Genomic DNA, 25239 nt, shown 5'->3' on the forward strand with positions numbered 1-25239 from the left:
ATGAGAAATGTAAAAGATTTTAAAAAGTTTAATGACTATAAAAACGAAATTGCTTCAACTGTATTAGAAGAAGTTAAAACAAAAGTTAAAGCAGCAGTTGATATTGATGAAGTAAGAAGTGCAAAAACCAAAAGTAAAATAGCAATAGGATTGTTTATGTTGGGTACACTTTTTGTGATTATAAGTATTGTTCTTATTTTGAAAAAAGTGGAAGTTGGGGCAATAGGATATATTTCATTACTTGTTATAACATTTATTATTTTTATAATTGCTATAGTTATTTTTGCTATGGTTAAAAAGACAAAAAAAGCAGTTAGAGAAAAAATATTAAGGTCTTTAAACATTAATGAACTATATAGAAAAGCCTTCGAAACACTTGACAAAGGGATTTCATATGATCCAAAACAATATAAAGGAGATATGATAAATTACAATGAACTTCAATTATTTAAATCACATGTGCCATTAGGAGCAGATCTTCATACGGCATCATCAGAAGTTCAATGAAAAATTGATGATACTTATGATGTTGCGTTAATTAACGCAATTTGAAAATATGAAACCAGAGATAGAAAAGGTAACAAAGAAACAACATTTCATAACTCATCATTAATCAAAATTGATACAAGACCGTTAAAAGAAAAAAGTTTTAAATTCTCTTTATTCACCTCAAGTAACCATAAAAAAATTGATTTAGAAAATAAACAATTCTCAAAAGTATTTAAAGTTCGCTCTGATGATGAATTAAAAATTAGGCAAATGTACACACCATTATCAATGGAATTATCATTAGAAAGATATAGAGATAATAACGAAACAAAAGTTAAAAATTTTGAAGTTCTTTCAACAGGTGATGCAATTTATATTTGATTTGTTGCAGATCTTAATTTTATGTTTATAGATATTCCAACAAGTCTTGAAGAAAGAGTTCTTGTAAAATCAATTTATGAAGATTTCATGATTGATACATATACATTTTATTACTTGTTATCAATTCTTTATATCCCGATATACTTACAATAAAATTAAAAAACTATTAGTGTTATACTAATAGTTTTTGTAAGGAGAAAAAATGAAAGATAAAAACGAAATAAGTTTCTGAAAATTATTTTGATTTATTATCAAAATAACCTTTATCGGTTTTGGTGGCGGAAACGCATTAATGCCGGTTATTAAGAAAGAAATTGTTGATAAAAATAATTGAATGACATTAGAAGAATTTGATGAAATTGTAATTGTCACAAATATGTTGCCAGGTGCTTCAGTGATACAAACAATTTCATATATATCAATCAAATTATTAGGCAAATGAAAAGGCATTATAGTTACTTTATTTGCTATTTTACCACATGTGCTTTTTGCGTTTGGTCTGTTATTACTTTTTAACAAAATACCATCACATTATATTAAGATAGTTTCTGTTGGTGTTTTAGTATCAATCATCGCTTTCTTAATTGAGTTTGGTGTTAGATATTTAAAACAATCAGCAAAATCACTAAGAGCGCCACTTTGAATTATTGTATTCATCTTCTCTCTTTCTTTTTGTTTATTTGTACCAAGCCCATACAATATCCCTATAATAGCCATATTAACTGTTTTAGCTATCTATAGTATTTGTTATCTAATTACTAAGAAAAGAGGTAAAAAAAATGTTTAGTGCTCTTTTATTAGCATTACCTCTCTTAATACTAATCTCACTATCAGTTTTTGGTGGTGGGCAAGTATTTATGCCTGTATTTCAATGATTTTGAACATTTCTTAATAAGTTATTTAACATAAATATAAATGATGAAATTATTAATAATGTCTTCACTGTATCAAACTCAACACCAGGAGTTGTTTCTACTAAGTTCGCATTCTTCACTGGTTATTTAGTTTCAAATGCACAATGATGAGGTTTTTTAGCTGTATTTTTAACTTATTTAATATTTTGTCTACCAGCTATATTTATTATGCTTTTGACTATGAAATACATTCAAAAGTTTAAGACAAATACTTACATTAAGAATGCATTAATAATAATCAAACCTATTGTTGCAGGAATTATGATTTCATTAGCTTTACAACTATTTATCTCGATTTTTGCCCCAGAAATATTCTTTAATCAATCAAATAAATCGAGTTATGCGGGCTTGAGCACTTCACTTAATTACTTTGTCGGTTACAGAAATATCATACTTAAAATCTATATTCTTACAGGAATACCAGCTTCATATTTCTTAGTTAAAAAGAAATTTTCACTATTTTTAATAATCTTGATTAATGTAGTTATTTCGCTTATTTTATTTGCTATTCCATATGCATAAAAAACAATGCCAAATAAGCATTGTTTTTTTTAGTACTCAACTTGATTTTCGGTTTGTTCATTTAATTCTCTCAAAATATCTCTTTTAAAAAATATCTTTTCTAATAAAAGGTTTAACACCGGGATAGTAAAGAAGAATAAGACTGAAACTGAATATAAAAGAATTGGAACTCAGTTTGAAATTAATTTATTTGCTTTTCCGGCTCAGAAAACTCCTCAACTTGAAGGATTGATATTATCGGTAAATAAGTTTTGGATTTGGAAGAATAAGTATGCTAATTCCATAAATAAAATCCCTGTCACAGAAATAGCTGCGGCAACATAAAATAAAATACCATTAATTTTCTTAGTTTCATGAATTTGATTTCTTTTGATTGTATACATAAAGATTGTTCCTCCATAGATCATGAAGAAGATAACTGTTGGATAATTTGAAACTGCATCAAATAAGATATCTGTTTCAAGAACAATACCCGGAACAATAAGTACTAAGAAGTAGAAAATTTCAATAATACTTAAGTAGAAAATGAATACTGAATTTTCCTTAAATCTTTTAAGTAAATAAGCACTACCAAATAACATTTTATTTTTAACTAAAACTAAAACTTCGTTTGTAAATGCTGATGAAATTCCATTTGTTACACCAAGCGCTGATATGAAAATAAAGAACATTACTATAGCTACAATTTTTGATGAAAACTCTTTTGGTAAAACATCAATAATTAACTCAAAGATTTCGCCTTTTGAATGTAAGATTGATGAAACAGCAATAAGTGAGTATAAAACAACAATTAAGATCATTCCGAATAAAATAGCTTTGGGTAATGTCTTTGTTGGATTTTTAGTTTTTTCAGAAACTGAACCTGATACTAAGAATGCATCATATGCAAATAATACAGCTGGTAAAGCAACTATAATACCTTTAATTGTAAAAGCATTCTTTAAGAATCCGTTTGATCCGCCATTATTGAATGTATTTGTGAAAAGAATACCTAGAAATAATGCAACAATTAATGGGACGAATTTAATAATTGTTATCATGAATTGGAAGTGCCCTGACATTCTTGCAGATAAAATGTTAAGCATCATAAAGAACACTGTAAATGATAGTCCCACAATTACATGCATTCAGATTTTTATTGAATCCTTGTCAACTACATGAATTGATACAAAGAAATAAAATAAAGCCTCTGAAGCAAAAATACCAATTACCGTATTTAATATTCCTCAATAGAAAATTGCATACGATATTGAAACATGGTATCCTAATTCTTTTTTTCTTGTGACTTTATAAACTCAGTTACTTAGTCCGATAAATTTTGAATTTGAAAATGATCCAATTTCAGCGAAGTTAATAGCTGCTGCAATAGAAATTAATCCACCAAGAACTCAAGCTAATAGTCATGAAATACCATCGCCATCAACGGCTTTAGAAACTGAACCGTTCTTAAAGAAAATTCCAATTCCAACAACAGAACCAATAATCATCATCATAGATAACAATAGTCCGATTTTTTTATGATTTTTCATATTCCTCCTTTTTTAATATTTACTAATATTACCACATACTTGATATATCAAGAGTAAAAAAGTTAACTTCCTGTTATTTTTGGATAAAAAAATAACTTTTCCAAGTTATTTTAAGAATTTTTCATCAAAAACCCCAATGTAAGGTAGGTTTCTTAACTTTTCTTTATAGTCTAAACCAAATCCGACAAGGAATTTGTCTTCTACTAAAAATCCTGAATAATCTGCTTTAAGAGCTGTTTTTCTATTATGTGGTTTATCCATTAAAGTTAAAATTTTAAATGATTTTGGCTTACGGCTTAATAGCATATTTTTAATTTTGTCTAGGGTAATTCCGCTATCAATAATATCTTCAACGATTAAAACATCTTTGCCTTCTATGTCTTGCGCTAAATCCATAATGATTTTAACACTACCTGATGTGGCATGTGAACCTGCATAACTACTAGCTGTAATAAAGTCAATTGAGTGGTCTACTTCAACTGTTTTAATTAATTGTGCTAAAAATGGAATTGAACCTTTTAATAAAGCAACTATTATTAAATCTTTTGAATCTTTATAAGTTTCATTTACTCAGTTTGAGCACTCTAAGATTTTTTCTTCAATAAATTCTTGTGAATATAAAATTTCTTTAATCATTGGGTGTTTTTTCATATTAATCCTTTCTTTATAAAAAAGACCGCAAGAAAATACGGTCTTATATTATTATAAGTGTTCTACTTTTAAAATTTTAATCATGAATTTCTTTTGAGCTTCAACTTCCACTTCTTCACCAGCAACTTTACCTAACATAGCAATAGCTAATGGGCTTTGTGTAGAGATTTTACCTTCAAATGGATCTGAATCGTGTGATCCTGTAATTTGAATTGTTTCAATTGTATTTCTTTCAAGGTTGTGGAATTCAACACGTGAGTTAATACTGATTGTTTCATCTGTTTTATTTGCATTTGAAGAAATAATATCAGCTTGGTCTAAAATTGCTTCAAGTTCTCTAATACGTCCTTCAACAATACCTTGTTTTTCTCTAGCTGCATCATACTCAGCATTTTCTGAAAGGTCACCTTGTGCACGTGCTTCCTTTAAAGCTTCTTGAACAGCCGGACGTTCAAAGTTAATTAAACGGTCGTATTCTTTTTTGTATTCATTGAATTTTTCTTGAGATAAAATTATTCTTTTGTTATTTGTATCGCTCATAATTACTCCATAAATTGTATATGCTTTATTTTACTATATTTATTGTTTTTTATTAGTAATAAAAAGAAATCTAGTTGAAATATAAGAAATTTCATGTTGAATCTTTTTATGTTTTAATGTCTCAAGTAAATTTGACAAGTCTTTTCTAGAATATTTTTTTAGAGAAATAGCTAACATTCCATTTTCATTTAACTTATCAAAATAATTATTGAACAAGTCATCTAATGATTGTTTTGATTCGAATACACCTAAAAAATCAATATTTTGACCTTGGTACATTGATATTTGATTTGGAAATAACTCAGGTTTTTCTAATCTTGCTTTGTTATATTTTTCTAAATCAAATTCATCTACTTCATAATATGTTTCACCATTAGTTTTTAAACTTACACAAGCAAAACTGAATTCTTCATTATTGGCAATAATTAACTTAGAGTTATATTTGTTTAAGAAAACTGTGTTGATAATACCTTCGATATCATATGCATTAACTTTATTTTTAAAATAGTTTTCTAATTCAAAAGGTAAAATACCAATTTCATTTCTTAATGACCTAATTTGTTCAATTGCTTCACGTTGCGCTTTTTCAACATATTTTTTAGTATATCTTTTAGTTCAAATGATGATTCCAAAATAAATACCAAAACCAATTACAAACGCAACAATTGCACTAATACCTAACCATAGTTTCATTATTTACCTCATTTGTATCTGTAATATTCTAAGTAATCTTGCAAAATAATTTGTGCAGCTAATTTATCTTTCTTTTGCTTTCTTTTTTGTCTAGATAAACCAGCATCAATCATAATATCATGTGCTTTTTTAGTTGAATATTGTTCATTAATAAACATCATTGGTAACCCAAATTTTTCTTTAATTTGGCTTGCAACTTCTTCAACCATTAAAGTTGTGCTACTTTTTTGTCCATCAATTTTTAAGGGATAACCTATTACAAAACCATCAATTTTGTATTCTTTAAGATATTGCTCAATTTGTTTATAAATTTGCTCAAAATCGCGTTCATTAAATTTTAAATTGACTAATGATGTTGCAATAATTTCTGATTCATCAGTGATCGCAAAACCACATGATGCTGACCCAATATCAAGCCCTAGTTTTCTCATTTTAACTCGTTTAGAACAAATTCTTTGATGTCTGGATTTGCAATTTTACCCATTGATAAAATCGCGTTTCCTCCACCACGTCCATTGAATTTCTTGAATATTTCTTGTGCAACTAAGTTTGAGTTCAATGATTTTGAAGCGACTACTAACATTGCATCCTGTGCGTCATTACTTACCAAAATAAAGATTGCATCATTGTATTTTTCTCTAAGTGTTGAAGCAACAGTTTTTAAGTTCTCTTTTGATAATGAATTAGAGAAGTAAACTTGTTTTCCATTTACGACTTCAAAAGCAATATTTTCATAATCAAATTCAAATGAGCTTTCTTTTTCTTTGTTGAGTGCAATAAAGTCTTTTCTAACTGTTTCAATTGCATTTTTAATATATTCAATTGCTTCTTCCTTATCTTTAGGAATGTTTAAATCAAATGAATATGATGCTTTTAAATCAATATTTCTGTCGATTAATTTTTCAACTTCTAAAATCAATTTATCAAGTTCTTCTGAAAGGTATTCATTAACTAAGTCATTTGATGAAATTGCTCTAATTCTAAATACTCCAGCAGCTTTTTTCTCGACGTTTGTAATTTTGAAGTTTTCTAATTTTGATGAATTTGCTAAGTGTGTACCACCACATAAATCAGCTGTAATATTATCAAATTTAACGATTCTAACCGCTTTAGGATCCATGTATTCCGCTTCTTCTAAAGTCATAATTGCACCAATTTCTTTAGCTTCATCAGTTGTCATTATTAAGTAGTGTCTATCAGAATGCATTTTAATGTAGCTTCTAACTAAATTTTCGATTTCTTTAATTTCTGTTTCAGTTGGTTTTTGATCAGCAGGAAAGTCAAATGTTAAACGTTCTTCATTATTATCACTACCAAGTTGCTTAATTTGTGTACCTAAAACATTTCTTAAAGCACTAAATAAGAAGTGTGTACCAGAGTGGTTTCTCTCAAGCCCTAATCTAATGTCTTTATCAACAAAACATTTAACAGGGTCTTGTGAATTAATATTTCCTTCTACTTTATGAATGTGGTTTCCGTATTTATCTTTAAACACATCTAAAATAACAAGTTTATTGTTGTTTTGAAGAATGTATCCTCTATCGTGTTTTTGACCCCCACTTGTTGCATAAAATGGTGTTTTATCTAATACTAAATATGAAATACCTTTAGATTCTTTAATTTTATTTTCTGTATCTAATAAATATAAAATTTTAGATTCGGATGTTTGGTGTTCATAACCAATAAATTGATCAACTTTTTCTTTTAAGATAGTTAATGAGTTAATTACTTTATCCATTCCAGATACTTGTTTTCCTCTACTTGCATCTGCATGTTTTTCTTTAGCTTGATTGAATGATTTATAATCAATTTCGATGTTTCTTTTTTGTAAGATTTCTGCAGTTAATTCAATAGGGAAACCATATGTTTCAAATAATTTGAATGCTAAAGCACCATCAAAAACTTTTTGACCTTCTTGAATATGGTCATTTAAAAGTTGTTTACCATTTTCAACTGTTCTTGAAAATGCTTCTTCTTCATCAATAATAATTTTGATGATATTTTCTGTTTCATATTCATAAGGCAATGTTGATTTAACAACTTCTACAAGTTTGTGCAAGATTGGTTCATTAATATCTAAAAGCATAGCAACATATAAACTTCTTCTAATAAGTCTTCTAATAATATACCCACGACCTACATTTGATGGTTTAGCCCCATCAGAAATAGCATTCACTACAGTTCTCATGTGGTCTGCGATAATTTTAAAATATGTATTAATTTCTTCCTGTGCTTTATCTTTAATAAAGTAGTTTTCTGTTTGATATCTAAATTTAGTATATTTTTCAATTTCTTTAATAATTGGCAAGAATAAATCTGTATCAAAGTTTGTTGGGGCGTCTTGTAAAATAGAAACAATACGCTCAAAACCAGCCCCTGTATCAATGTTTTTTTGCTTTAATTCTATATAGTTACCTTCTCCATCTGAGTTAAATGTTGAGAAAACAATATTTCAAATTTCAATATATCTATCATTTTCAATATCATTTTTAAGTAACTCAATTCCTCTAGTATCGTATTTTTCACCACGGTCATAAAATATTTCTGTGTTTGGTCCACAAGGTCCTGAACCAACTTCTCAGAAGTTGGTGCTTTTATCACCTGGAATCATGTGTGATTCATCAAATCCTTGAGCTATTCAAAGGTTTTTTGTTTCTAAGTCATCAAAGTAGTATGTAAAGTAAAGTTTATCTTTTTCTAACTTAAGTTCTTTAAGCAAGAATTCAGCAGCAAATTCAATTGATTCTTTTTTGAAGTAATCACCAATTGAGAAGTTTCCTAACATTTCAAAAAATGTGTGGTGTCTTGCTGTTACTCCGACATTTTCAATATCATTTGTTCTAATAACTTTTTGTGAGTTTGTTAACCTTCTTGCAGGTGGTACTTTTTTTCCTGAAAAGTAATCTTTTAAAGTAGCAACTCCACTGTTAATTCATAATAATGAAGGGTCATTTTGTGGAACTAAACTTTTTGAAGGAACAATAAAGTGCTCTTTACCTTCAAAAAACTTTAATCATTTTTCTCTAATTAATTTTGAATTCATAATTCTCCTATAAGTATGTTATTTTTCTATCATTTATAAATAATTCATCAATGGTTGCACCACCAATACATTTATCACCATCATAAAATACAATTTGTTGCCCTGGTGTAACTGCCGATGATTTTGAAGGATAAGAAACTTTAATTTGTTGATCATTTAAAATTTCAATTGAAACTGGAATATCTTTTTGGCGATATCTAAATTTAGCAGTTAAATTATTTTTATCAAATTCATTATTATTAAATGTGTAACCTGAAGCAATTAAACTATCTGAGTATAAGTACTCTGGTCTTGAGCTTGGTGCAACATAAACAATGTTTTCTTTAATATTATGTCCACAAACATAATATGGCTCACTCATACCACCAAGGTTCAATCCTTTTCTTTGTCCAATTGTGTAGTAAAATGACCCAACATGTTTGCCAACTTTTTTATTAGTTGTAATATCAACAATATCTCCTTCTTGTGCTGGGATATAGTTTTGTAAGAATTGTCCAAAGTTTCTTTCTCCAATAAAACAAATTCCTGTTGAATCTTTTTTGCTTGCTGTTGCTAATCCAAGCTCAGCTGCGATTTGACGAATTTCGGGTTTTTCTAAATTTGCAAGAGGCATTATAACTTTTTTAAGTTGTTCATTAGTTAATTGAGCAAGGAAATAAGTTTGATCTTTATTTTCATCTTTAGCTCTAAATAAGTGACCTTCTTCAACTTTAGCATAATGTCCCATTGCTATATAATCAGCTTTAAGTTCGTTAAAAGCGTGATCTGCAAATGAGTTGAACTTAATATACTTGTTACATAAAATATCCGGGTTGGGAGTTCTTCCTTTTTTATATTCATCAATAAAGTTTTGGAAGACATTTGTTCAATACTCATGAACAAAATCAACTCTATAAAGCGGGATGCCTAATTTATCAGCTACTAATTTGGCATCATTATAATCAATTTCTTGAGTACAGATATTTGAATCTAATGTGTTGTTACCTAAAATGTCATTGTTCGCTAAACTATCTCAATTACGCATAAATAAACCAACAACTTCATAACCTTGCTGTTTTAATAAATATGCTGCTACAGATGAATCGACTCCACCACTCATTCCTATTACAACTCTTTTGGCTTTTTCCATACTTACCTCTTTGTTTTTAGTTATTAATATAATTAATAAAAATTATAAATAATTTTTTCTAAACTTATATTAAATATGCTAAAATATATTAGCGTGGTCGCGTAGCTCAGCTGGACAGAGCACGAGCCTTCTAAGCTTGTGGTCAGAGGTTCGAATCCTCTCGTGATCGCCATTTTTTTATACACTTTTTTAGTATTTCTTCACACTAATAATTAAATGAAATTTCCACTGCAAGTGGACTTTTTTAAAACTTTTTGTCTATTTTGAAAATAGCTAGAAATTAGTAAAATTGTAAATATATTTGATTTATTAGAAAGGGGTTAATGATGATAAAAATGTTCAAAATTTTACCAAGAAAAACAAAGTTTCAATTTTTCTTGGGAATATTTGTTTTATTGATTAATGTTGGTTTGACAATGATGACACCAATCTTCATTTCGCAATTCTTGCCATTATTAATTAATAAGGACTCTGAATTTTCAATTCACTTATTTAAACATGTTATATTTGCAACAAATACATTTCAAAAGGCACTAACATTTTTAATTTCCATTACAGTTACTTTAATTGTTTTAGGCGCTATTACTTCATTTGTGAGTTTATGAATAATTATTTGAGCAGGTGAAAATGCGTCCAATTTTTACCGTGATAGCTTATATAAAAAATATCAAAAACTTAGTCTTAAAGATATTTCGCACTTCACTGTTGAAAGTTTAATTACAAGAGTTGATGATGATGTTGCAATCTTTTGAGACTTCTTGATTGGTGCTACATCGGCCTTAATTAAAGCACCATTATTTATTGCTTTTGGTCTTACATTTGCTTTAGTTACTGATTTAACATTAACTTTAACTATTGTTGCAATTGTGCCTTTATTAGTTGGTTCAATTATTTATATTTTAATTAAAGTTATGCCTTTAATCAAAAAAGGAAGAGCAACATTAGAAGCAAATACCAAAGCTGTTAATGAAACAATCTTAGGTGCTAGATTTATCAAAGCTTATAATTTACAAGAATACCAATTTAATAAATTTAATGATGCAAATACTAAATGACTAGGTAACAATACTAAAATCTTTAATATATTTGCGATCAGTATGCCTTTTTTCTTTTTCTCAGTTAACTTAATTGTTGTTTTAATCTTTATTGGATCATATAAATTATTTATTGATAACCCGAATCAAGATATTCCACAATTAATTGCTAAAATTAATACTTTTATTGAGTATGAATTTATGATGGCTTTAGGAGTTTCGATGTTTGGACAATTCTTAGGAACTTTCTTTAGAGCTAAAGTTTCTTCAAAAAGAATTATCGAAATTCTTGATGCTAAATATGATAACCTTAAAGTATTAGAAGGTAAAATTTTAGATCCAAATAAATCAAATTACTCGATTGAATTCAAAAACTTTTCATTTAAATATTTTGATACAGCTGAACATTATGCATTAGAAAATATTAACTTCAAAATTAACGAAGGTGAAACATTAGGTATTATAGGACCTACAGGTTCTGGTAAATCAACAATTGCTAACTTACTTATTAATAATATGAAATATTCGCAAGGAAACATTTTGATAGATGGCCAAGAAGTTTCGCAAATTAATTCTAGAAGTTTACACAATAGTGTTGGGGTTGTTTATCAAGAAGCATTATTATATTCAGGAACAGTTAAAACTAACTTATTATTTGCAAAAGAAGATGCTTCACAAGAAGAATTAAATTATGCAACAAATGCTGCTTGCGCTTCAGAGTTTATTAATAGTTTCTCAGATACATTTGATCATAAAATAGAACAAAGAGGTAAAAACCTTTCTGGTGGTCAAAAACAAAGGTTATCAATCGCTAGAACTTTACTAACTAAGCCAAAAGTTCTTATTTTAGATGATACAACTAGCGCCCTTGATAATATAACAACAAAAAAAGTTATTAACAATATTAATGAAAGTTATAACTGTACTACAGTTATAATCTCTCAAAAAATTAACTCAATTAAACATGCAGATAAAATCATTGTGCTTGATAATGGAAAAATCATTGCAAGTGGTACACATGAAGAATTAGTAGCTTCATGTCCATGATATGAAGATGTATATAAAAATCAATTAAATCAGTAAGAAAGGAAGTTATGGAACATAAAGAAAAAGTATCAACTTGAAAAACATTAAAACTTCTTTTTTCATTTGCATCTGATTTTAAAAAGTTAATTTGGCTTGGAACATTATTTTCATTAATTAATGCCATTTCATATATCACAGGAAGTTTTCTAATTGGTTCAATTGTTTCACAATTCTTTGAACCATTAGCAAAAAACGGAGTTCAAGCAAGTGATTTTGAAACTACAAGATTCTTTTGAACATTAGGTGCTTTATTAGTTTGTTTTATTTTATATGGAATATTCAGGTATATAGAATCAATAGTTTTTGTAAAAGTAAGTTTTAATTCAGCCGCTAAAATAAGAACAAGATTAGTAAGGAAAATGTTAAAACTTAATATTAACTTTTATGATAAAAACAAAGCCGGAGATTTAATTTCAACATTGATTGTAGACATCACTAACGTAGCATTTTCACTAAACCAAGTTTTTTCTGCAGTTATTAATGCTGCAATTAATATTTTTATCTCAATAATAATGATGTTTATTGTATCAACTAAATTAACATTAATTGTTATCCCAATTACTTTAATAATGTTTGCAGCTATAGGGTTTTTAATTAAAAAGGCACAGCCACACTTTATTTATGTGAGAAATGCTTTTGGTAAACTTAATGCATTTGTTGAAGAAACCTTGGCAAATACTAAAATCACTAACTCATTTGATAAACAAAGTGAATTGTTATCTCAATTTCAAAAAATTACAAAAGAAATTAGAGATACAGCATTCAAAAGTGACATGATAGCAAGAAGTTTTGAAACTATTTACAATATCATGTCTAACTCGATTATCTTAATAATCACTGCTTTAGCTGCGATCTTTTATTTAAAAGGTGAAGAAGTTTGAGGGATACCTGGAATTATTGGTGAAAACACAATGATTTTTACCCCTGGACTAATTGTTACATTTATCTCACTTAATTGAAACTTTTTAGGTCCATTTCAAAATGCACTTGGAACAATCTTCAATGCACAGGTAGGGGTTGCTTCTACAACAAGAATCCACAAGTTATTACAAGAAAAAGAACCTCTTGTAGAAAACCAAAAAATCAAAATTGTTAAAGTTTCATTTAACAATGAAAACTCTCTTTTACAAGAAACATCACATGATGATCCGTACGGATTTTACTCATGAAAATTCTTTAATGATAAAACCAATCAATTTGAATATAAATCAGTTAAAGGTGAAGTAGAATTTTCAAATGTATATTTCAAATACCTTGAGGAATCAAATAAATACCAATTAAATGATGCCTCTTTCAAAGCTCATAGGGGTCAAAAAATCGCTATTGTAGGACCTACAGGCGCTGGTAAAACAACAATTATTAACTTACTATCAAAATACTATGATTATAATGATGGAAGCATCAAAATCGATGGCTTTGAGCTTAAAGAAATTGATACAAACAATCTTAGAGAAATCCTAACAATTGTTTTACAAGATTCATTCTTATTCAATGAAACAATTATTGATAACCTTAAAATTTCTAACCCTAATGTAACAGAAGAAGAAATTATTAATGCTGCTAAATTGACTAAAGCACATGACTTTATATTAGGTATGGAAAATGGATATCATACAATGATTGAAAATAATGGAGCAAACATCTCACAAGGTCAAAAACAACTTATTTCATTGACAAGAGCAATTTTGTCTAACAGAAACATTTTGATTTTAGATGAAGCTACTTCTAACATTGATTCAAGTACTGAAAGATTAGTTCAAGATTCAATGTTGCACTTAATGGAATATAAAACTTCATTTATTATTGCTCATAGATTAAGCACTATTAAAAACGCAGATAAAATAATTGTTATTGACCAAGGTAAAATAATTGAACAAGGTACACATGACGAACTACTAGAACAAAAAGGCTTTTACTATAATTTATACAAATCACAATTTGATGAAAAATAAGATATACCAGCAATCTATATTCATTATAGATTGCTTTTTCTATGCAATTTAAAGTAAATAAAAAACGTTAAGCATTATGTTTAATGAAAAAAGTATTTTCATTATATATTTCATTTATTTGTAACAAATCACGAGGAACAATGTATACGTCATGTGGTTCATCGTTAATTCTTTTTAATATTTCTGTATGATCTTGTTCTTTAAATCTATTTAATAAGATTTTTATTGCATTAATATCGTCAACTGTTAAAGCAATATCATTTACTCACTTATATTTAGCCTTAATATCCATGTTAGAATCAACAATAATTCCAATTCATCAATCCGAAAGTTCTATGCGGAAACTTTTATCAATTCATTCTTTAACTCTATCTCCTTCTCTTAAACCACCTCTTTCTTCTAAATTAGCTCTTAAAAGTGCATTATATGCTTGTTTTTGGTAGCTAATTTATAATCAATAGCTTCTCTTTTAACAGAATTTACAGCAAGTGTAGTGAACTTTTGTTTAACTTATTTTTTAATTCATTTTTCTCGTTATTGTCACTAATATTTTCAAGCTACTTTTAAAAAATTAAAATGAATCAAAAAGTCTGTAAAAATAATAACTTATATTTATATTATGATTAAAAAATAAATATGTTCATCTTAAAATTCATGAACAGAAACAAATAAAAATTTGAATCAATAATTTTAAGTGACATTAGAAATTTTTAATTTTTGAAAAATGTTTTTTAATATATAATTTAAATTATTCATTTCAAATGTTTTAAACAAAATAATATAAAGGAGCAAAAATGGCAAGAGAAGGATACACATTAGCATGTCAAAATTGCAAAATGGAAAACTACATTTCTAAAAAGAACAAGAAAAACCATCCTGAAAAAGTTGAATTAATTAAATATTGTTCAAAATGTAATGCTCACACAAATCATAAAGAAAAAAAATAGAACTTTTCGTTCTTTTTTTATTAACTTTAATTGGTAAATTTAATAAAATTTAAATATACTTGAAAGGACAAAATATGGACAGAAGAAGATTAGAAAAAATGTTTTTAGAACATGGTGTTGATGCTTTAATTTCAGAAGCACCACAAACAAGATTATGATATTCAGGAATTGAAACAACTGATGGATTTATAGTTATTGAAAAAGATAAGGCAACTTTATTTGTAGATGGTAGATACATTGAGTATGCTACAAAATTTGCAAAAAACGTTGATATTGTTTTGATTCAAGGTAATTTAATGAAAAAATGATTTGAAGAAAGAAAATTCTCTAAAATAGCTTTAGAAGAAGATTACTTAATCAAACAAGTTCAAGATCGTATTATTAGTTTAGTTAAACCTAAAGAAATTGTATGAGTAAATGCACAAGAATTACGTATTGTTAAATCAAAAGAAGAATTAAAAATAATGCAAAAAGTAGTTGATATTTCACTTTCAGCATTAGAAGAGTTCAAGCAATGAGTAAAACCAGGTGTTAGTGAAAAAGATGCCGCTGCAATGTTAAACTTTTTACTTAAAAAGCATGGTGGAGATAAAGAAGGATTTGATGAAATCATTGCATCAGCTGCTTCTTCAGCTGAACCACATCATCACCCAACAGATAAGTTAATTGAAGATAATAATTTATTAAAAGTGGACTTTGGGGCTAAATATAAAGGTTATACAGCTGATATCACAAGAACATTCTTTATTGGTGATGAAGCTAAAGCAAATCCAAAAGCAAAAGAAATTTTACAAATTGTAAAAGAAGCCGCTGCATTAGGTAGAAAAGCTGTTCGTCCTGGTGTTAAAACAAGTGATATTGACAGAATTTGTAGAGACTATATAGCTTCAAAAGGTTATGCAGAATACTTTACACACTCAACAGGGCATGGGCTTGGTATTGATGTACATGAACTACCTTCAGTGTCTTCAAGAGCTGAAACAGTTTTAGAACCAGGTATGATTATTACAGTTGAACCTGGAATTTATATTGAAGGGCTTGGCGGAGCTAGAATTGAAGATGATGTTTTAGTAACTGAAAATGGTTACTACGTATTTTCAAGACCAGATGAAACAAATGAAAAACCTTTATAATAATTCATTAATAGAATCTAATTACATAAGAGTTTCTAACATTCATAAGGTTTATTATGAAATACATGGAAGCAAAGAAGGGATACCTGTTTTCATAATACATGGTGGGCCAGGTGGTGGAAGTACTTATATACTTAAAGAACTCTTTGACCTTAACAAATTTAAATTAATATTCATGGATCAAAGAGGTGTTGGTAAAAGCTTACCTTTCCTTGAATTACAAGAAAATAATACTCATACTTTAGTTGATGATATTGAAATTTTAAGGAAACATCTTAAGTTAAATAAAATTCATTTATTTGGTGGTAGTTGAGGTACTACACTTGCTTTAATGTATGCATTAAAATATCCTCAAAATGTGTCTAAAATATTGCTTCGTGCATTGTTTTTGGGTCGCCAAGAAGATATTGATTATCTATATGAAGCAAATGGCGCAAGTGATTTTTACCCAGATATTTTTGAAGAATACAAAAACTTTGTTAATAAATACCCTGGTAAGTCTGTACTTGAAAAATATCATTATTTATTTAAAAATGGTACCAAACACGAACAAGAAGAAGGTGCTAGAATCTTTTCTAATTGAGAACGCAGTCTTGTTTCAATTAGATCTTTTAAGCCTAAAAAAAGACTTAGTAAGTCAGATATCGATGATAATTTAGCAGTTGCTAAAATGGAAGTTTATTATTTTATAAATAAGTGCTTCTTTGAAACAGATAATTATATTTTAGAGAACGCTAAGATTTTAAAAGATATTGAAATTGATATTGTTCATGGTAGACAAGACATTGATTGTAGACCAATTGGTGCTTATTTATTGCATAAGCAATTACCTAAATCAAAACTTCATTTAGTAGATAAAGCAGGGCATACTTCACTTGATAAAAACTTATGAAACACACTTAAAAAAGTTATTAAAACTTGATAAAACAAATACCTCCCTGGGTGGGAGGTATCTTTTATTCTTCATCAAATAAAGTTATTAGATCTTGATATCCTTCTTGTTCTAGTTGATCAAATGGAATAAATCTTAAAGAACCTGAGTTAATACAATATCTTAAGCCACCTTTATCTCTAGGTCCATCGTTAAATACATGTCCTAGGTGAGAATCAGCATTTTTACTTTTAACTTCAACTCTTTTCATATTGTGTGAGTAATCCATGAACTCGTTAATAACGCTATCATTAATCGGTCTACTGAAAGCAGGTCATCCACATCCTGAATTGTATTTATCAGTTGACTTGAATAGTGGTGTTCCATCAACTATATCTACATAAATACCTTTTTCAAAATGATTATCAAATTCATTTGTAAAAGGTCTTTCTGTGTAACCCTCTTGAGTGATTTTATATTGTAATTCTGTAAGCTCTTTTAATCTTTTTTCTTTATTAAACATTTTACTCCTTTAATTTAATTAAACCATAAATATATTTTGATATAATAACAAAGAAAGTTGCCGTCATAGCTCAGCAGGCAGAGCACTTCCATGGTAAGGAAGGGGTCGCTGGTTCAAGTCCAGTTGTCGGCACCATATCTCACTAAGTGAGTTTTTTTATTCAAAAATTCAAGCCATAAGACTTGAATTTTTGTTTTATTTTTTGTTAACAAAATCTGAAAGTTCTGAAACTAAATCATCATATGTTCTAAAACCAAGTAAGTCTTTTGTCATTTTTCCATCTTCGTAAACTTGTGAGTAAGGAATTGAACGAACACCAGCTTGTGTTGCAAATTCTCTGTTTTCTTCGATGTTAACTCTTAAAACTTCAACACCATTTTTCTCAGCAAGTTCTTCTAATGTAGATTTGTACATTCTACATGGACCACATCATAATGCGTGGAAAACTAATAATTTTTTACCGCTTTTAATTGATTCTAAAGCTTCTTGTGCGTTTACTTCACGTAACATAAGTACCTCTTTCTTTATGTAATTATTATACACAAAAAATAAATAAAGTTAAATTTTTAAACAAAAAGAGTCAAAAATTTAACTTTTTATAATTATTTTATTATTTTTTACTATTTAAAGCTAATTGAACTAATGTTTTAACCATAACACCTGTAGGTCTTCCACCTTGCTCTGCTGTACCAGCAACATCTAAGTGAATATATTCAACATCTTCTGTAAATTCTTTTAAGAACATAGCAGCTGATGAGCTACCTCCACCTGCTCCACTTAAGTCTGTGTTTTTAAGATCAGCAACTGGTGTGTTTTTGATTTCTTTAGCAAAAGCTTCATCTAAAGGCATTCTTCATACAAGTTCATGCTGTTGATCAGCGGCTTGTTTTAATTCTTCTCAAGCTTGTTCTGTTGTTGCTCATACACCTGTATATGTGCTTCCTAAAGCTACTAAGATAGCCCCTGTTAATGTAGCAACATCAACAATCCTTGTTGCTTTTAAGTTTCTTACTGCGTATGTAATACCATCAGCCATAACTAAACGACCTTCAGCATCAGTGTTGTTAATTTCAACTGTTTTACCATTCATACTTGTTCATACTGAATCAGGTAATGAAGCATCTCCATTAACTCTGTTGTCTGTAATACACATAATTGCTGCAACGTTTGTTTGAGGTTTTAATTGCGCAATAGCTTTCATAGCACTAGCTACAAATACTGAACCTGACATGTCAAATTTCATACCAAGCATTGAACGACCTGGTTTTAATGAGTAACCACCAGAGTCAAATGTAATACCTTTACCTACATAAACTGTTTTATCATTTGATTCCTTGTTTCCGTTGTATTCAATAACAACCACTCTAGGTTCATACACACTTCCACGATTAACTGAAAGTAATAATCCCATTTTAAGTTCTTCAATTTGTTTTTTGTTTAATACTGTAACTTTTAAGTTATCGTATTGTTTTAATTCATTTAAAACTTCATCTGCTAATTTTTCTGAGTTTAAAATGTTTGGAGGTGTGATTTGTAAGTTTCTTGCATAATTAACAGCTTCTGAAAGAATGCTTGCTTTGTTTAATGCATCTTTGTATTCTGATTCATTAGCTTGTGAGAATAAGCTTATATTAAATACTTCTGGTTTTTTAGAAGTTTTAGCTGAGTAAATATCAGCGTTTACATAGTTATATGCATTTACAAATGCTGCTACAACATGTGATAAGTTTAATTCACCTTTAACAAATGAATCTAAATCGATTTGGTAATCTCTTGCTTGTGAGGCAAAGAATGATTTAGCAAACCCAAATAATGATTCATATTTGTAGTTTTTCTCTTCACCTAAGAAAACAAGTGATTCGTTTTTATCGAAAAAGTCACTTACTACATTATTTTTCTCAAGTAAGTTTTTAGGTAATTCTTGACCTTTGAAAACCGCTTTAAGTAACATTGAAGCGTTCCTTGTGTTATCAACTTTATTAAGTTTCATAATATTCCTTTCAAATACATTTTTTGTATGTTTATATTTTATATTATTTTAATTATTAAGTTAATTTAAGTTGTGTTTTATAAATTATTTTTGTAGGTCTAAAACAAATTCTACTAATGTAGCAACTAATGCACCTTGTGGTTCACCATTTTTATCAGCTGTACCAGCAACGTCACAGTGAATGAAATCAACATCTTTAGTAAATTCTTTTAAGAACATAGCAGCTTGTGAAGAATCTTGTCTAACAGTTTTTGATCAGCTTGCTAAATCAGCAACTTTTGATCCTGTATTGCCTTTGTGGAAGTCTTTGTGTAAGGGCATTCTTCATACTTTTTCTTGTGCTTTTTTAGCTGATTTTTCAAATATTGCTCATTTATCTTCGTTTGTTGATCAAATACCAGTGTAAACATTTGATAATGAAGTAATGATTGTTCCTGTTAATGTAGCAACATCTAAAATAGTTGTAGCTTTCAATTTGTCAGCAGCATAATAAATACCATCAGCAAGTACTAAACGACCTTCAGCATCAGTATCAACTACCTCAACTCATTTTCCACTCATTGATTGATAAACATTTTCTGGTAATGAAGCATCAGCATTAATCCTGTTATCAGTAATACACATAACAGCCGATACATTAACTTTAGCTTTTAATTGAGCAAGTGTTTTAACAGCATATGCTGCAATTACTGAACCTGACATATCATATTTCATACCATCCATGTGGTAACCTTTTGTGTTAACTCCACCTGTATCAAATGTAATACCCTTACCTACGATAGATGTATGTTCTTTGCTTCTTTTGTCTCCGTTATATGAAATGACAACAACTCTTGGTTCGTGTGTACTTCCTTTGTTAACTGAAAGTAATAATCCCATGTTTAAGTCTTGAATTTCCTTTTTAGTTAAGACTTCAACTTTTAAACCTTCAATACCTGAGAAATCATTAACGATCTCAGAAGCAAGGATTTCTGAGTTTAAGAAGTTTTCAGGCATGATTTGTAAGTTTCTTGTTTTTGTTACAGCTGAAGCAATTAATTTTACTTTTTTAACTAATTCTTTAATTTCTTTTGTTTCATCCTTAACTAAAAGTTCTAAAACATTTTCTTTTTCAGTTTCATTAATATTTGTTTTTTTGAATAATTTAGCTTTTGCAAATTCAATTTTTGAAATAAACATTCTTAATAATTCATTGTATTCAAAATATTTTGCAAATGCTTCCACATCAACTAAGTAATCTCTTTGGTGTGAAGCAGCAAATGCACTAAATCAATTGTTGAATTCATATCATGTTTGGTGTTCTTTGTCTAAATAAACATATGAAACTTCGCTTTCTAAATTGTCAGTAACTTTTGCGTTTTTTCTACCTACAAATGAAGGAAATTCATGTCCTTCAAATGCTGGTTTTAATAATTGCATTTTATTTGATTCATCTTTTAAATTTCTAATCATATTAACTCCTTATTGTTTTATGTAATCTTCAATGGCTATTTTAGCACTTTCACGATATGCTCTAGTTAATCCGCCTGCGCCAAGCATAATTCCGCCAAAATATCTAATCACCACGACTAGCACATTGTCTAACTCTTTAATTCTTAAAATATCATATATAGGTTTCCCTGCTGTGTGTTTAGGTTCACCATCATCATTAAATCCTGCATTTTCAACACCGTCTATAATCAAACGGTATGCATAACATACGTGCCTTGCTTTTTTATTTTCTTTTGCAAGTTCTGCAATAATTGGTTTTATTTCATTTTTGTCTTTAATCGGAAAGACATATGAAATAAAACGAGATTTTTTAATAATTATTTCAAAACTTTTATTAGTCAAAGGTTACACCTTTCATATTTTTAACTCATTGTATAAAGTGTTTTTGTGCTTTATCAACATCTAATTTACCTTGTTCTTTAAAGAACTTGAATTTATTTGCATAGTCTCTAAATAATCCATAAATTTCTATTTCATCATCTGAAGGTTTCATTTCTAACGCCTGAATTTTTTCTGGATAATACTTAGACATTAATTTTCAAATTTGAATTGCTACAAACTCAGTTGGAAAGTTTTCTACTTTAATAGCACCAATTGCTAATAATTTGATAGCTGGCTCTTGGTCAGTGAACTTAGGTAATAAAATACCAGGGGTATCTAAAAATAAGAATTCACCGTTAACAACCCATTTTTTCTCACGAGTAACACCAGGGAAATTAGCAACTTTTAAACTTGCTTTTTCAGAGACTAAATTAATAAGTGTGCTTTTTCCACAGTTTGGAACCCCAACAACAAATGACTTAATTTTAGTTTGAATCATTCCTTTGGCTTGATTTCTTTTAATACGTTCTTTGCTCATTTCCTTGATTTTATTAAGAATAATCTTTTTGGAAGAGCCATTTCTTAAATCAAGTCAAAGCACATGTTCATTTTTAAACCTTGCTGTAATAATACTTTTTTTCTTAGGGTCCATTAAGTCACTTTTTGTAATAATGAAGAGCCTCGGTTTTTGTGGTGCGATTTGATCAAAATCTTCATTATATGAACTAATTGGCGCTCTTGCATCTAGAACAACAATAAAAATATCTGCTAATGTTGCTGTATCTTTGATTTCTCTAAAACCCTTAGCCATATGTCCAGGGTACCATTGAATTAGGTTGTTGTATTTTGTTTCATTATTTTCTTGATTCATTGACTTTCTCCAATTGTTTAATTATTGTTTTATATCTTTGGATTTCAAATTCATTTTTAGCATTTTGCATATTCTTATTTGTTATTTCTTGTTCGAGCTCTAAAATTCTTTTCTTAAGATCCATGTTATTGCTTTCTAACATTCTGACTCATGAAACTAAATGGTTCATAAAGTTATCTATTTCATTAACATCATACCCCTCAAGAGATAAACTAAAATCTTGTTTTTCAATTCAGGAAATTAATTCTTCTGTTTTTTTTAAATCATTATTCATTTTACCTCCTGTTGTAGACTTTGTCTAAAACTATACCAGTTGCAACCGCAACATTTAAGCTTTCAAATTCAATTGGAATATAAATATTTAAGTCGGAGAGTTTTTTAATTTCATCATTAATTCCATTTCCTTCATTGCCAACTACAATTACTAGTTTTTCATTTGGAAACTGAACATCATTTAATTTACTTGCATTTTTATCTAATAAGGTTTCAAATACTTTAAAACCATCATTTTTAAGTTTGATTAAGTTTTGTTTTAAATCTTTTGTTTCAATTACATTCAACTTAAAGATTGCACCTTGGGAAGATCTAATAACCTTATCATTATATGGGTCAAGGTTTTCAACAATCACAGTGTCAAAAGCAAATGCCTTTGCCAATCTAATAATTGTTCCAACATTGCCTGGGTCTTGCAAATTATTGAGTGCAATCACTTTATTAATTTTTGAAGATTTAACTTTTGTTTTATCACATACAGCAATGACTTTTTGAGGAGTTTCAGTTTCTGAAAGATATTTAATTAAGTTATAACTAACTTTTGTTGCATTAGGATATTTATTTGAATCATCTGATTCAAATATTTCGCTTACAATACCATTTTCTAATGCTTCATTAACTAAATGAAAGCCAGAAACTAAGAATTTTTGTTCAAGATTACGATATTTTTTATCTTGTAATTTCTTAAGATTTTTAATAATTGGATTTTGTTTACTTGTTATTATCATTTAGTAAAAAATCTTTTCCTTTTTCAACTTCATAAATTGATAAATTTTGTCAATTTAATTGTCTCATAACTTCAAAACCAATAACACAAACAGAGTTAGCTAGGTTAATTGAACGCATAGCAGACACCATAGGAATTCTTAAACAATTATCTAAATTGTTTTTAAGAATTTCTTTATCAATACCTGTTGATTCACGACCAAACATTAATCAAACTTCTTTATTTTGCTCTAATTCTGCTTTGTAATCTTGTTGTTCATATGTTTTTAAACCATAACGCGTAATATAAAATATATTTTTATCCTTATACTTTTCATAAAACGCTTGGTATGACTCATGAACTTCATGTCTAATGTCTGAAAGCATTCTTCCAGCCCCAGCTCTTTTTAAATATTTTGGATGTAAGTCAAAACTAATTGGTTTAATAATGTGTAATTTTGCCCCTAAAGCAAAGCAAGTTCTAATAATATTTCCTGTATTTGGCGAAATTTCAGGTTGGAATAATACAATGTTAAGCATCTTTCTCCTTTATAAATATTTATATTTATAATTATAGCTATTTTAATGCTGTTTGTAATTTTTTTTATTAGTGGATAGCACACCAAAATGGTATTCACAATTATCTAATTTGTTAAAAATCAATAAAAAAATAAGCAACGAAAATATTGCTTATTTTTTTATTAATTATAAGTTTGTGTAGTTTGTAATTTAAATTATTTAATAATTTTTGTTACTGATCCAGCACCAACTGTACGTCCACCTTCACGGATAGAGAATTTTGTTCCTTCTTCTACAGCGATAGGAGCGATTAATTTAACTTTTAAGTTAACGTTTTCACCTGGAATAACCATTTCACGTCCACCATCAAACTCAACTCCACCTGTTACGTCTGTTGTACGGAAGTAGAATTGTGGTTTATAGTTTTTGAAGAATGGAGTGTGACGTCCACCTTCTTCTTTTTTAAGAACGTAAATTGCAGCTTCGAATTCTGTGTGAGGAACGATTGAACCTGGTTTAGCTAAAACTTGTCCACGTTCTACGTCTTCACGGTTTACACCACGAAGTAATAATCCAGCGTTATCCCCTGCAAGAGCTTCTTTAAGGTTTTTACGGAACATTTCGATTCCTGTAACAACTGTTTTTTTAGTAGGTTTTAATCCAACGATTTCAACTTCGTCGTTTAATTTTAATGTTCCACGTTCTACACGACCTGTAGCAACTGTACCACGTCCTGTAATTGTGAATACGTCTTCAACAGCCATTAAGAATGGTTTGTCAAATTCTTTAACTGGAGTTTCAATGTATGAGTCAACTGCATCCATTAATTCCATAACTTTTTCTTCGTATTTTGCATCACCTTCTAATGCTTTTAAAGCTGATCCACGGATAATTGGAGCGTTATCTCCGTCAAATCCATATTCTGAAAGAAGTCCACGAATTTCCATTTCAACTAATTCGATCATTTCTTCTTCACCTTCTAACATATCAACTTTGTTTAAGAAAACAACGATACGAGGAACACCAACTTGTTTAGATAAAAGAATGTGTTCACGTGTTTGAGGCATAGGTCCATCTGTTGCAGCAACAACTAAGATAGCACCATCCATTTGAGCAGCACCAGTAATCATGTTTTTAACGTAGTCAGCGTGACCAGGACAGTCAACGTGAGCATAGTGACGTTTTTCTGTTTGATATTCGATGTGTGATGTATTAATTGTAATCCCACGTGCTCTTTCTTCTGGTGCGTTATCGATAGAAGCATAATCACGAGCTTCTGATAATCCTTTTTTAGCTAAAACTGTAGCAATAGCAGCAGTTAATGTTGTTTTACCGTGGTCAACGTGTCCAATTGTACCAACATTAACGTGTTCTTTACTACGGTCAAAATCTAATTTTGCCATAATTTCCTTTCGTAAATAAATATTTATATTTTTTATATATATGTTTGTTTTAGCGCTAAAACCAACCTAAGTCTAGCCTTTCATCTAGATCCTGTCCATTTTAAACTTAATCTTCTTGTTTAGCATGTAAATTTTACCAAAAAAGAGATTTTTTAAAAGCGCATAAAACCAAAGATTTATTAAGTTTGAAATATTTTAACATAAAAAAAATAAAAAAAAATTTTATATA

General features: G+C 28.7%; 26 protein-coding genes and 2 tRNA genes. 10 read left to right on the forward strand and 18 right to left on the reverse strand.

Annotated elements, in window-relative coordinates:
• The 3 genes from D2846_RS02940 to D2846_RS02950 are packed head-to-tail and all read left to right on the forward strand — an operon-like array spanning position 1 to position 2306.
• Positions 1-1023: a DUF3137 domain-containing protein gene (locus tag D2846_RS02940; RefSeq protein ID WP_117275672.1), complete on the forward strand. Its 1023-nt coding sequence runs from the start codon at positions 1-3 to the stop codon at positions 1021-1023.
• 49 nt (positions 1024-1072) lie between these two features.
• The gene (locus D2846_RS02945) at positions 1073-1657 is read left to right on the forward strand and encodes a chromate transporter (protein WP_117275674.1); all 585 of its coding nucleotides are present in this window, start codon (positions 1073-1075) and stop codon (positions 1655-1657) included.
• Positions 1650-2306 carry a chromate transporter gene (locus D2846_RS02950; protein ID WP_117275676.1) on the forward strand — a complete coding sequence of 219 codons (657 nt, stop codon included), beginning with the start codon at positions 1650-1652 and terminating at the stop codon, positions 2304-2306. The genes D2846_RS02945 and D2846_RS02950 overlap by 8 nt, the downstream gene beginning before the upstream one ends.
• Before the next feature lie 29 nt (positions 2307-2335).
• Here the strand turns inward: D2846_RS02950 and D2846_RS02955 are convergent, their stop codons facing one another.
• The 7 genes from D2846_RS02955 to mnmA form a co-directional block, all read right to left on the reverse strand.
• Entirely contained in the window at positions 2336-3835 is a 1500-nt protein-coding gene (locus tag D2846_RS02955; RefSeq protein ID WP_117275678.1) for an APC family permease, read from the reverse strand.
• 105 nt (positions 3836-3940) lie between these two features.
• A complete protein-coding gene (hpt, locus tag D2846_RS02960) occupies positions 3941-4486 on the reverse strand; it encodes a hypoxanthine phosphoribosyltransferase (RefSeq protein ID WP_117275680.1) in 546 nt (181 codons plus the stop codon).
• A gap of 51 nt (positions 4487-4537) precedes the next feature.
• Entirely contained in the window at positions 4538-5026 is a 489-nt protein-coding gene (gene greA / locus D2846_RS02965) for a transcription elongation factor GreA (protein WP_117275682.1), read from the reverse strand.
• A gap of 39 nt (positions 5027-5065) precedes the next feature.
• Positions 5066-5719: a BC85_0335 family putative methyltransferase gene (locus D2846_RS02970; RefSeq protein WP_117275684.1), complete on the reverse strand. Its 654-nt coding sequence runs from the start codon at positions 5717-5719 to the stop codon at positions 5066-5068.
• A complete protein-coding gene (ruvX, locus tag D2846_RS02975; RefSeq protein WP_117275686.1) occupies positions 5719-6150 on the reverse strand; it encodes a Holliday junction resolvase RuvX in 432 nt (143 codons plus the stop codon). The genes D2846_RS02970 and ruvX overlap by 1 nt, the downstream gene beginning before the upstream one ends.
• Positions 6138-8762, reverse strand: a complete 2625-nt coding sequence (gene alaS, locus D2846_RS02980; protein WP_117275688.1) for an alanine--tRNA ligase — start codon at positions 8760-8762, stop codon at positions 6138-6140. The genes ruvX and alaS overlap by 13 nt, the downstream gene beginning before the upstream one ends.
• A gap of 7 nt (positions 8763-8769) precedes the next feature.
• Positions 8770-9891 carry a tRNA 2-thiouridine(34) synthase MnmA gene (mnmA, locus tag D2846_RS02985; protein ID WP_117275690.1) on the reverse strand — a complete coding sequence of 374 codons (1122 nt, stop codon included), beginning with the start codon at positions 9889-9891 and terminating at the stop codon, positions 8770-8772.
• 95 nt (positions 9892-9986) lie between these two features.
• Between mnmA and D2846_RS02990 the strand changes: the two genes are divergently transcribed.
• The 3 genes from D2846_RS02990 (at position 9987) to D2846_RS03000 (ending at position 13963) form a co-directional block, all read left to right on the forward strand.
• A tRNA-Arg gene (locus D2846_RS02990) sits at positions 9987-10063 on the forward strand.
• A 154-nt stretch (positions 10064-10217) separates the two neighbouring features.
• Positions 10218-12008, forward strand: coding sequence for an ABC transporter ATP-binding protein (locus D2846_RS02995; protein ID WP_117275692.1), 1791 nt, complete (start codon positions 10218-10220; stop codon positions 12006-12008).
• Positions 12009-12019: 11 nt separating this feature from the next.
• Positions 12020-13963, forward strand: a complete 1944-nt coding sequence (locus tag D2846_RS03000; RefSeq protein WP_117275694.1) for an ABC transporter ATP-binding protein — start codon at positions 12020-12022, stop codon at positions 13961-13963.
• Between the two features lie 67 nt (positions 13964-14030).
• Here the strand turns inward: D2846_RS03000 and D2846_RS03005 are convergent, their stop codons facing one another.
• Complete coding sequence (locus D2846_RS03005) at positions 14031-14255, reverse strand: hypothetical protein (RefSeq protein ID WP_117275696.1); 225 nt, start codon at positions 14253-14255, stop codon at positions 14031-14033.
• A gap of 502 nt (positions 14256-14757) precedes the next feature.
• Between D2846_RS03005 and rpmG the strand changes: the two genes are divergently transcribed.
• The 3 genes from rpmG (at position 14758) to pip (ending at position 16968) form a co-directional block, all read left to right on the forward strand.
• Complete coding sequence (rpmG, locus tag D2846_RS03010) at positions 14758-14910, forward strand: 50S ribosomal protein L33 (protein ID WP_117275698.1); 153 nt, start codon at positions 14758-14760, stop codon at positions 14908-14910.
• Positions 14911-14984: 74 nt separating this feature from the next.
• Positions 14985-16043 (forward strand): aminopeptidase P family protein, encoded by a 1059-nt coding sequence (locus tag D2846_RS03015; RefSeq protein ID WP_117275700.1) that lies wholly within the window; start codon positions 14985-14987, stop codon positions 16041-16043.
• Positions 16018-16968 carry a prolyl aminopeptidase gene (gene pip / locus D2846_RS03020; RefSeq protein WP_223211512.1) on the forward strand — a complete coding sequence of 317 codons (951 nt, stop codon included), beginning with the start codon at positions 16018-16020 and terminating at the stop codon, positions 16966-16968. The genes D2846_RS03015 and pip overlap by 26 nt, the downstream gene beginning before the upstream one ends.
• 31 nt (positions 16969-16999) lie before the next feature.
• Here pip and msrB read toward each other — a convergent pair whose 3' ends face one another.
• Complete coding sequence (gene msrB, locus D2846_RS03025) at positions 17000-17437, reverse strand: peptide-methionine (R)-S-oxide reductase MsrB (RefSeq protein ID WP_117275704.1); 438 nt, start codon at positions 17435-17437, stop codon at positions 17000-17002.
• 59 nt (positions 17438-17496) lie between these two features.
• On the opposite strand from msrB, the gene D2846_RS03030 reads away from it, so the two are divergent.
• Positions 17497-17572 (forward strand) — tRNA-Thr (locus D2846_RS03030).
• Positions 17573-17632: 60 nt separating this feature from the next.
• Here D2846_RS03030 and D2846_RS03035 read toward each other — a convergent pair.
• The 9 genes from D2846_RS03035 to tuf all read right to left on the reverse strand — a co-directional run bounded on the left by D2846_RS03035 (position 17633) and on the right by tuf (position 25010).
• Positions 17633-17947 (reverse strand): thioredoxin family protein, encoded by a 315-nt coding sequence (locus D2846_RS03035; protein WP_117275706.1) that lies wholly within the window; start codon positions 17945-17947, stop codon positions 17633-17635.
• A gap of 100 nt (positions 17948-18047) precedes the next feature.
• Positions 18048-19427: a leucyl aminopeptidase family protein gene (locus tag D2846_RS03040; protein ID WP_117275708.1), complete on the reverse strand. Its 1380-nt coding sequence runs from the start codon at positions 19425-19427 to the stop codon at positions 18048-18050.
• Between the two features lie 84 nt (positions 19428-19511).
• On the reverse strand, positions 19512-20879 hold the full coding sequence (locus tag D2846_RS03045) for a M17 family metallopeptidase (protein ID WP_117275710.1): 1368 nt from the start codon (positions 20877-20879) through the stop codon (positions 19512-19514).
• A gap of 9 nt (positions 20880-20888) precedes the next feature.
• A complete protein-coding gene (locus D2846_RS03050) occupies positions 20889-21260 on the reverse strand; it encodes an IMPACT family protein (protein ID WP_117275712.1) in 372 nt (123 codons plus the stop codon).
• A complete protein-coding gene (gene ylqF / locus D2846_RS03055) occupies positions 21253-22110 on the reverse strand; it encodes a ribosome biogenesis GTPase YlqF (RefSeq protein ID WP_117275714.1) in 858 nt (285 codons plus the stop codon). The genes D2846_RS03050 and ylqF overlap by 8 nt, the downstream gene beginning before the upstream one ends.
• The gene (locus D2846_RS03060; protein WP_117275716.1) at positions 22094-22384 is read right to left on the reverse strand and encodes an MAG0865 family DivIVA-related protein; all 291 of its coding nucleotides are present in this window, start codon (positions 22382-22384) and stop codon (positions 22094-22096) included. Before D2846_RS03060 ends, ylqF begins: the two co-directional genes overlap by 17 nt.
• A 1-nt stretch (position 22385) precedes the next feature.
• Complete coding sequence (locus D2846_RS03065; RefSeq protein WP_117275718.1) at positions 22386-23111, reverse strand: TrmH family RNA methyltransferase; 726 nt, start codon at positions 23109-23111, stop codon at positions 22386-22388.
• Positions 23095-23628, reverse strand: a complete 534-nt coding sequence (locus tag D2846_RS03070; protein WP_117275720.1) for a tRNA (cytidine(34)-2'-O)-methyltransferase — start codon at positions 23626-23628, stop codon at positions 23095-23097. Before D2846_RS03070 ends, D2846_RS03065 begins: the two co-directional genes overlap by 17 nt.
• 194 nt (positions 23629-23822) lie before the next feature.
• Complete coding sequence (gene tuf / locus D2846_RS03075) at positions 23823-25010, reverse strand: elongation factor Tu (protein WP_117275722.1); 1188 nt, start codon at positions 25008-25010, stop codon at positions 23823-23825.
• Positions 25011-25239 lie beyond the last annotated feature (229 nt).

It is taken from the genome of Mycoplasmopsis edwardii (genome assembly GCF_900476105.1).
Lineage (GTDB): Bacteria > Bacillota_I > Bacilli_A > Mycoplasmatales > Metamycoplasmataceae > Mycoplasmopsis > Mycoplasmopsis edwardii.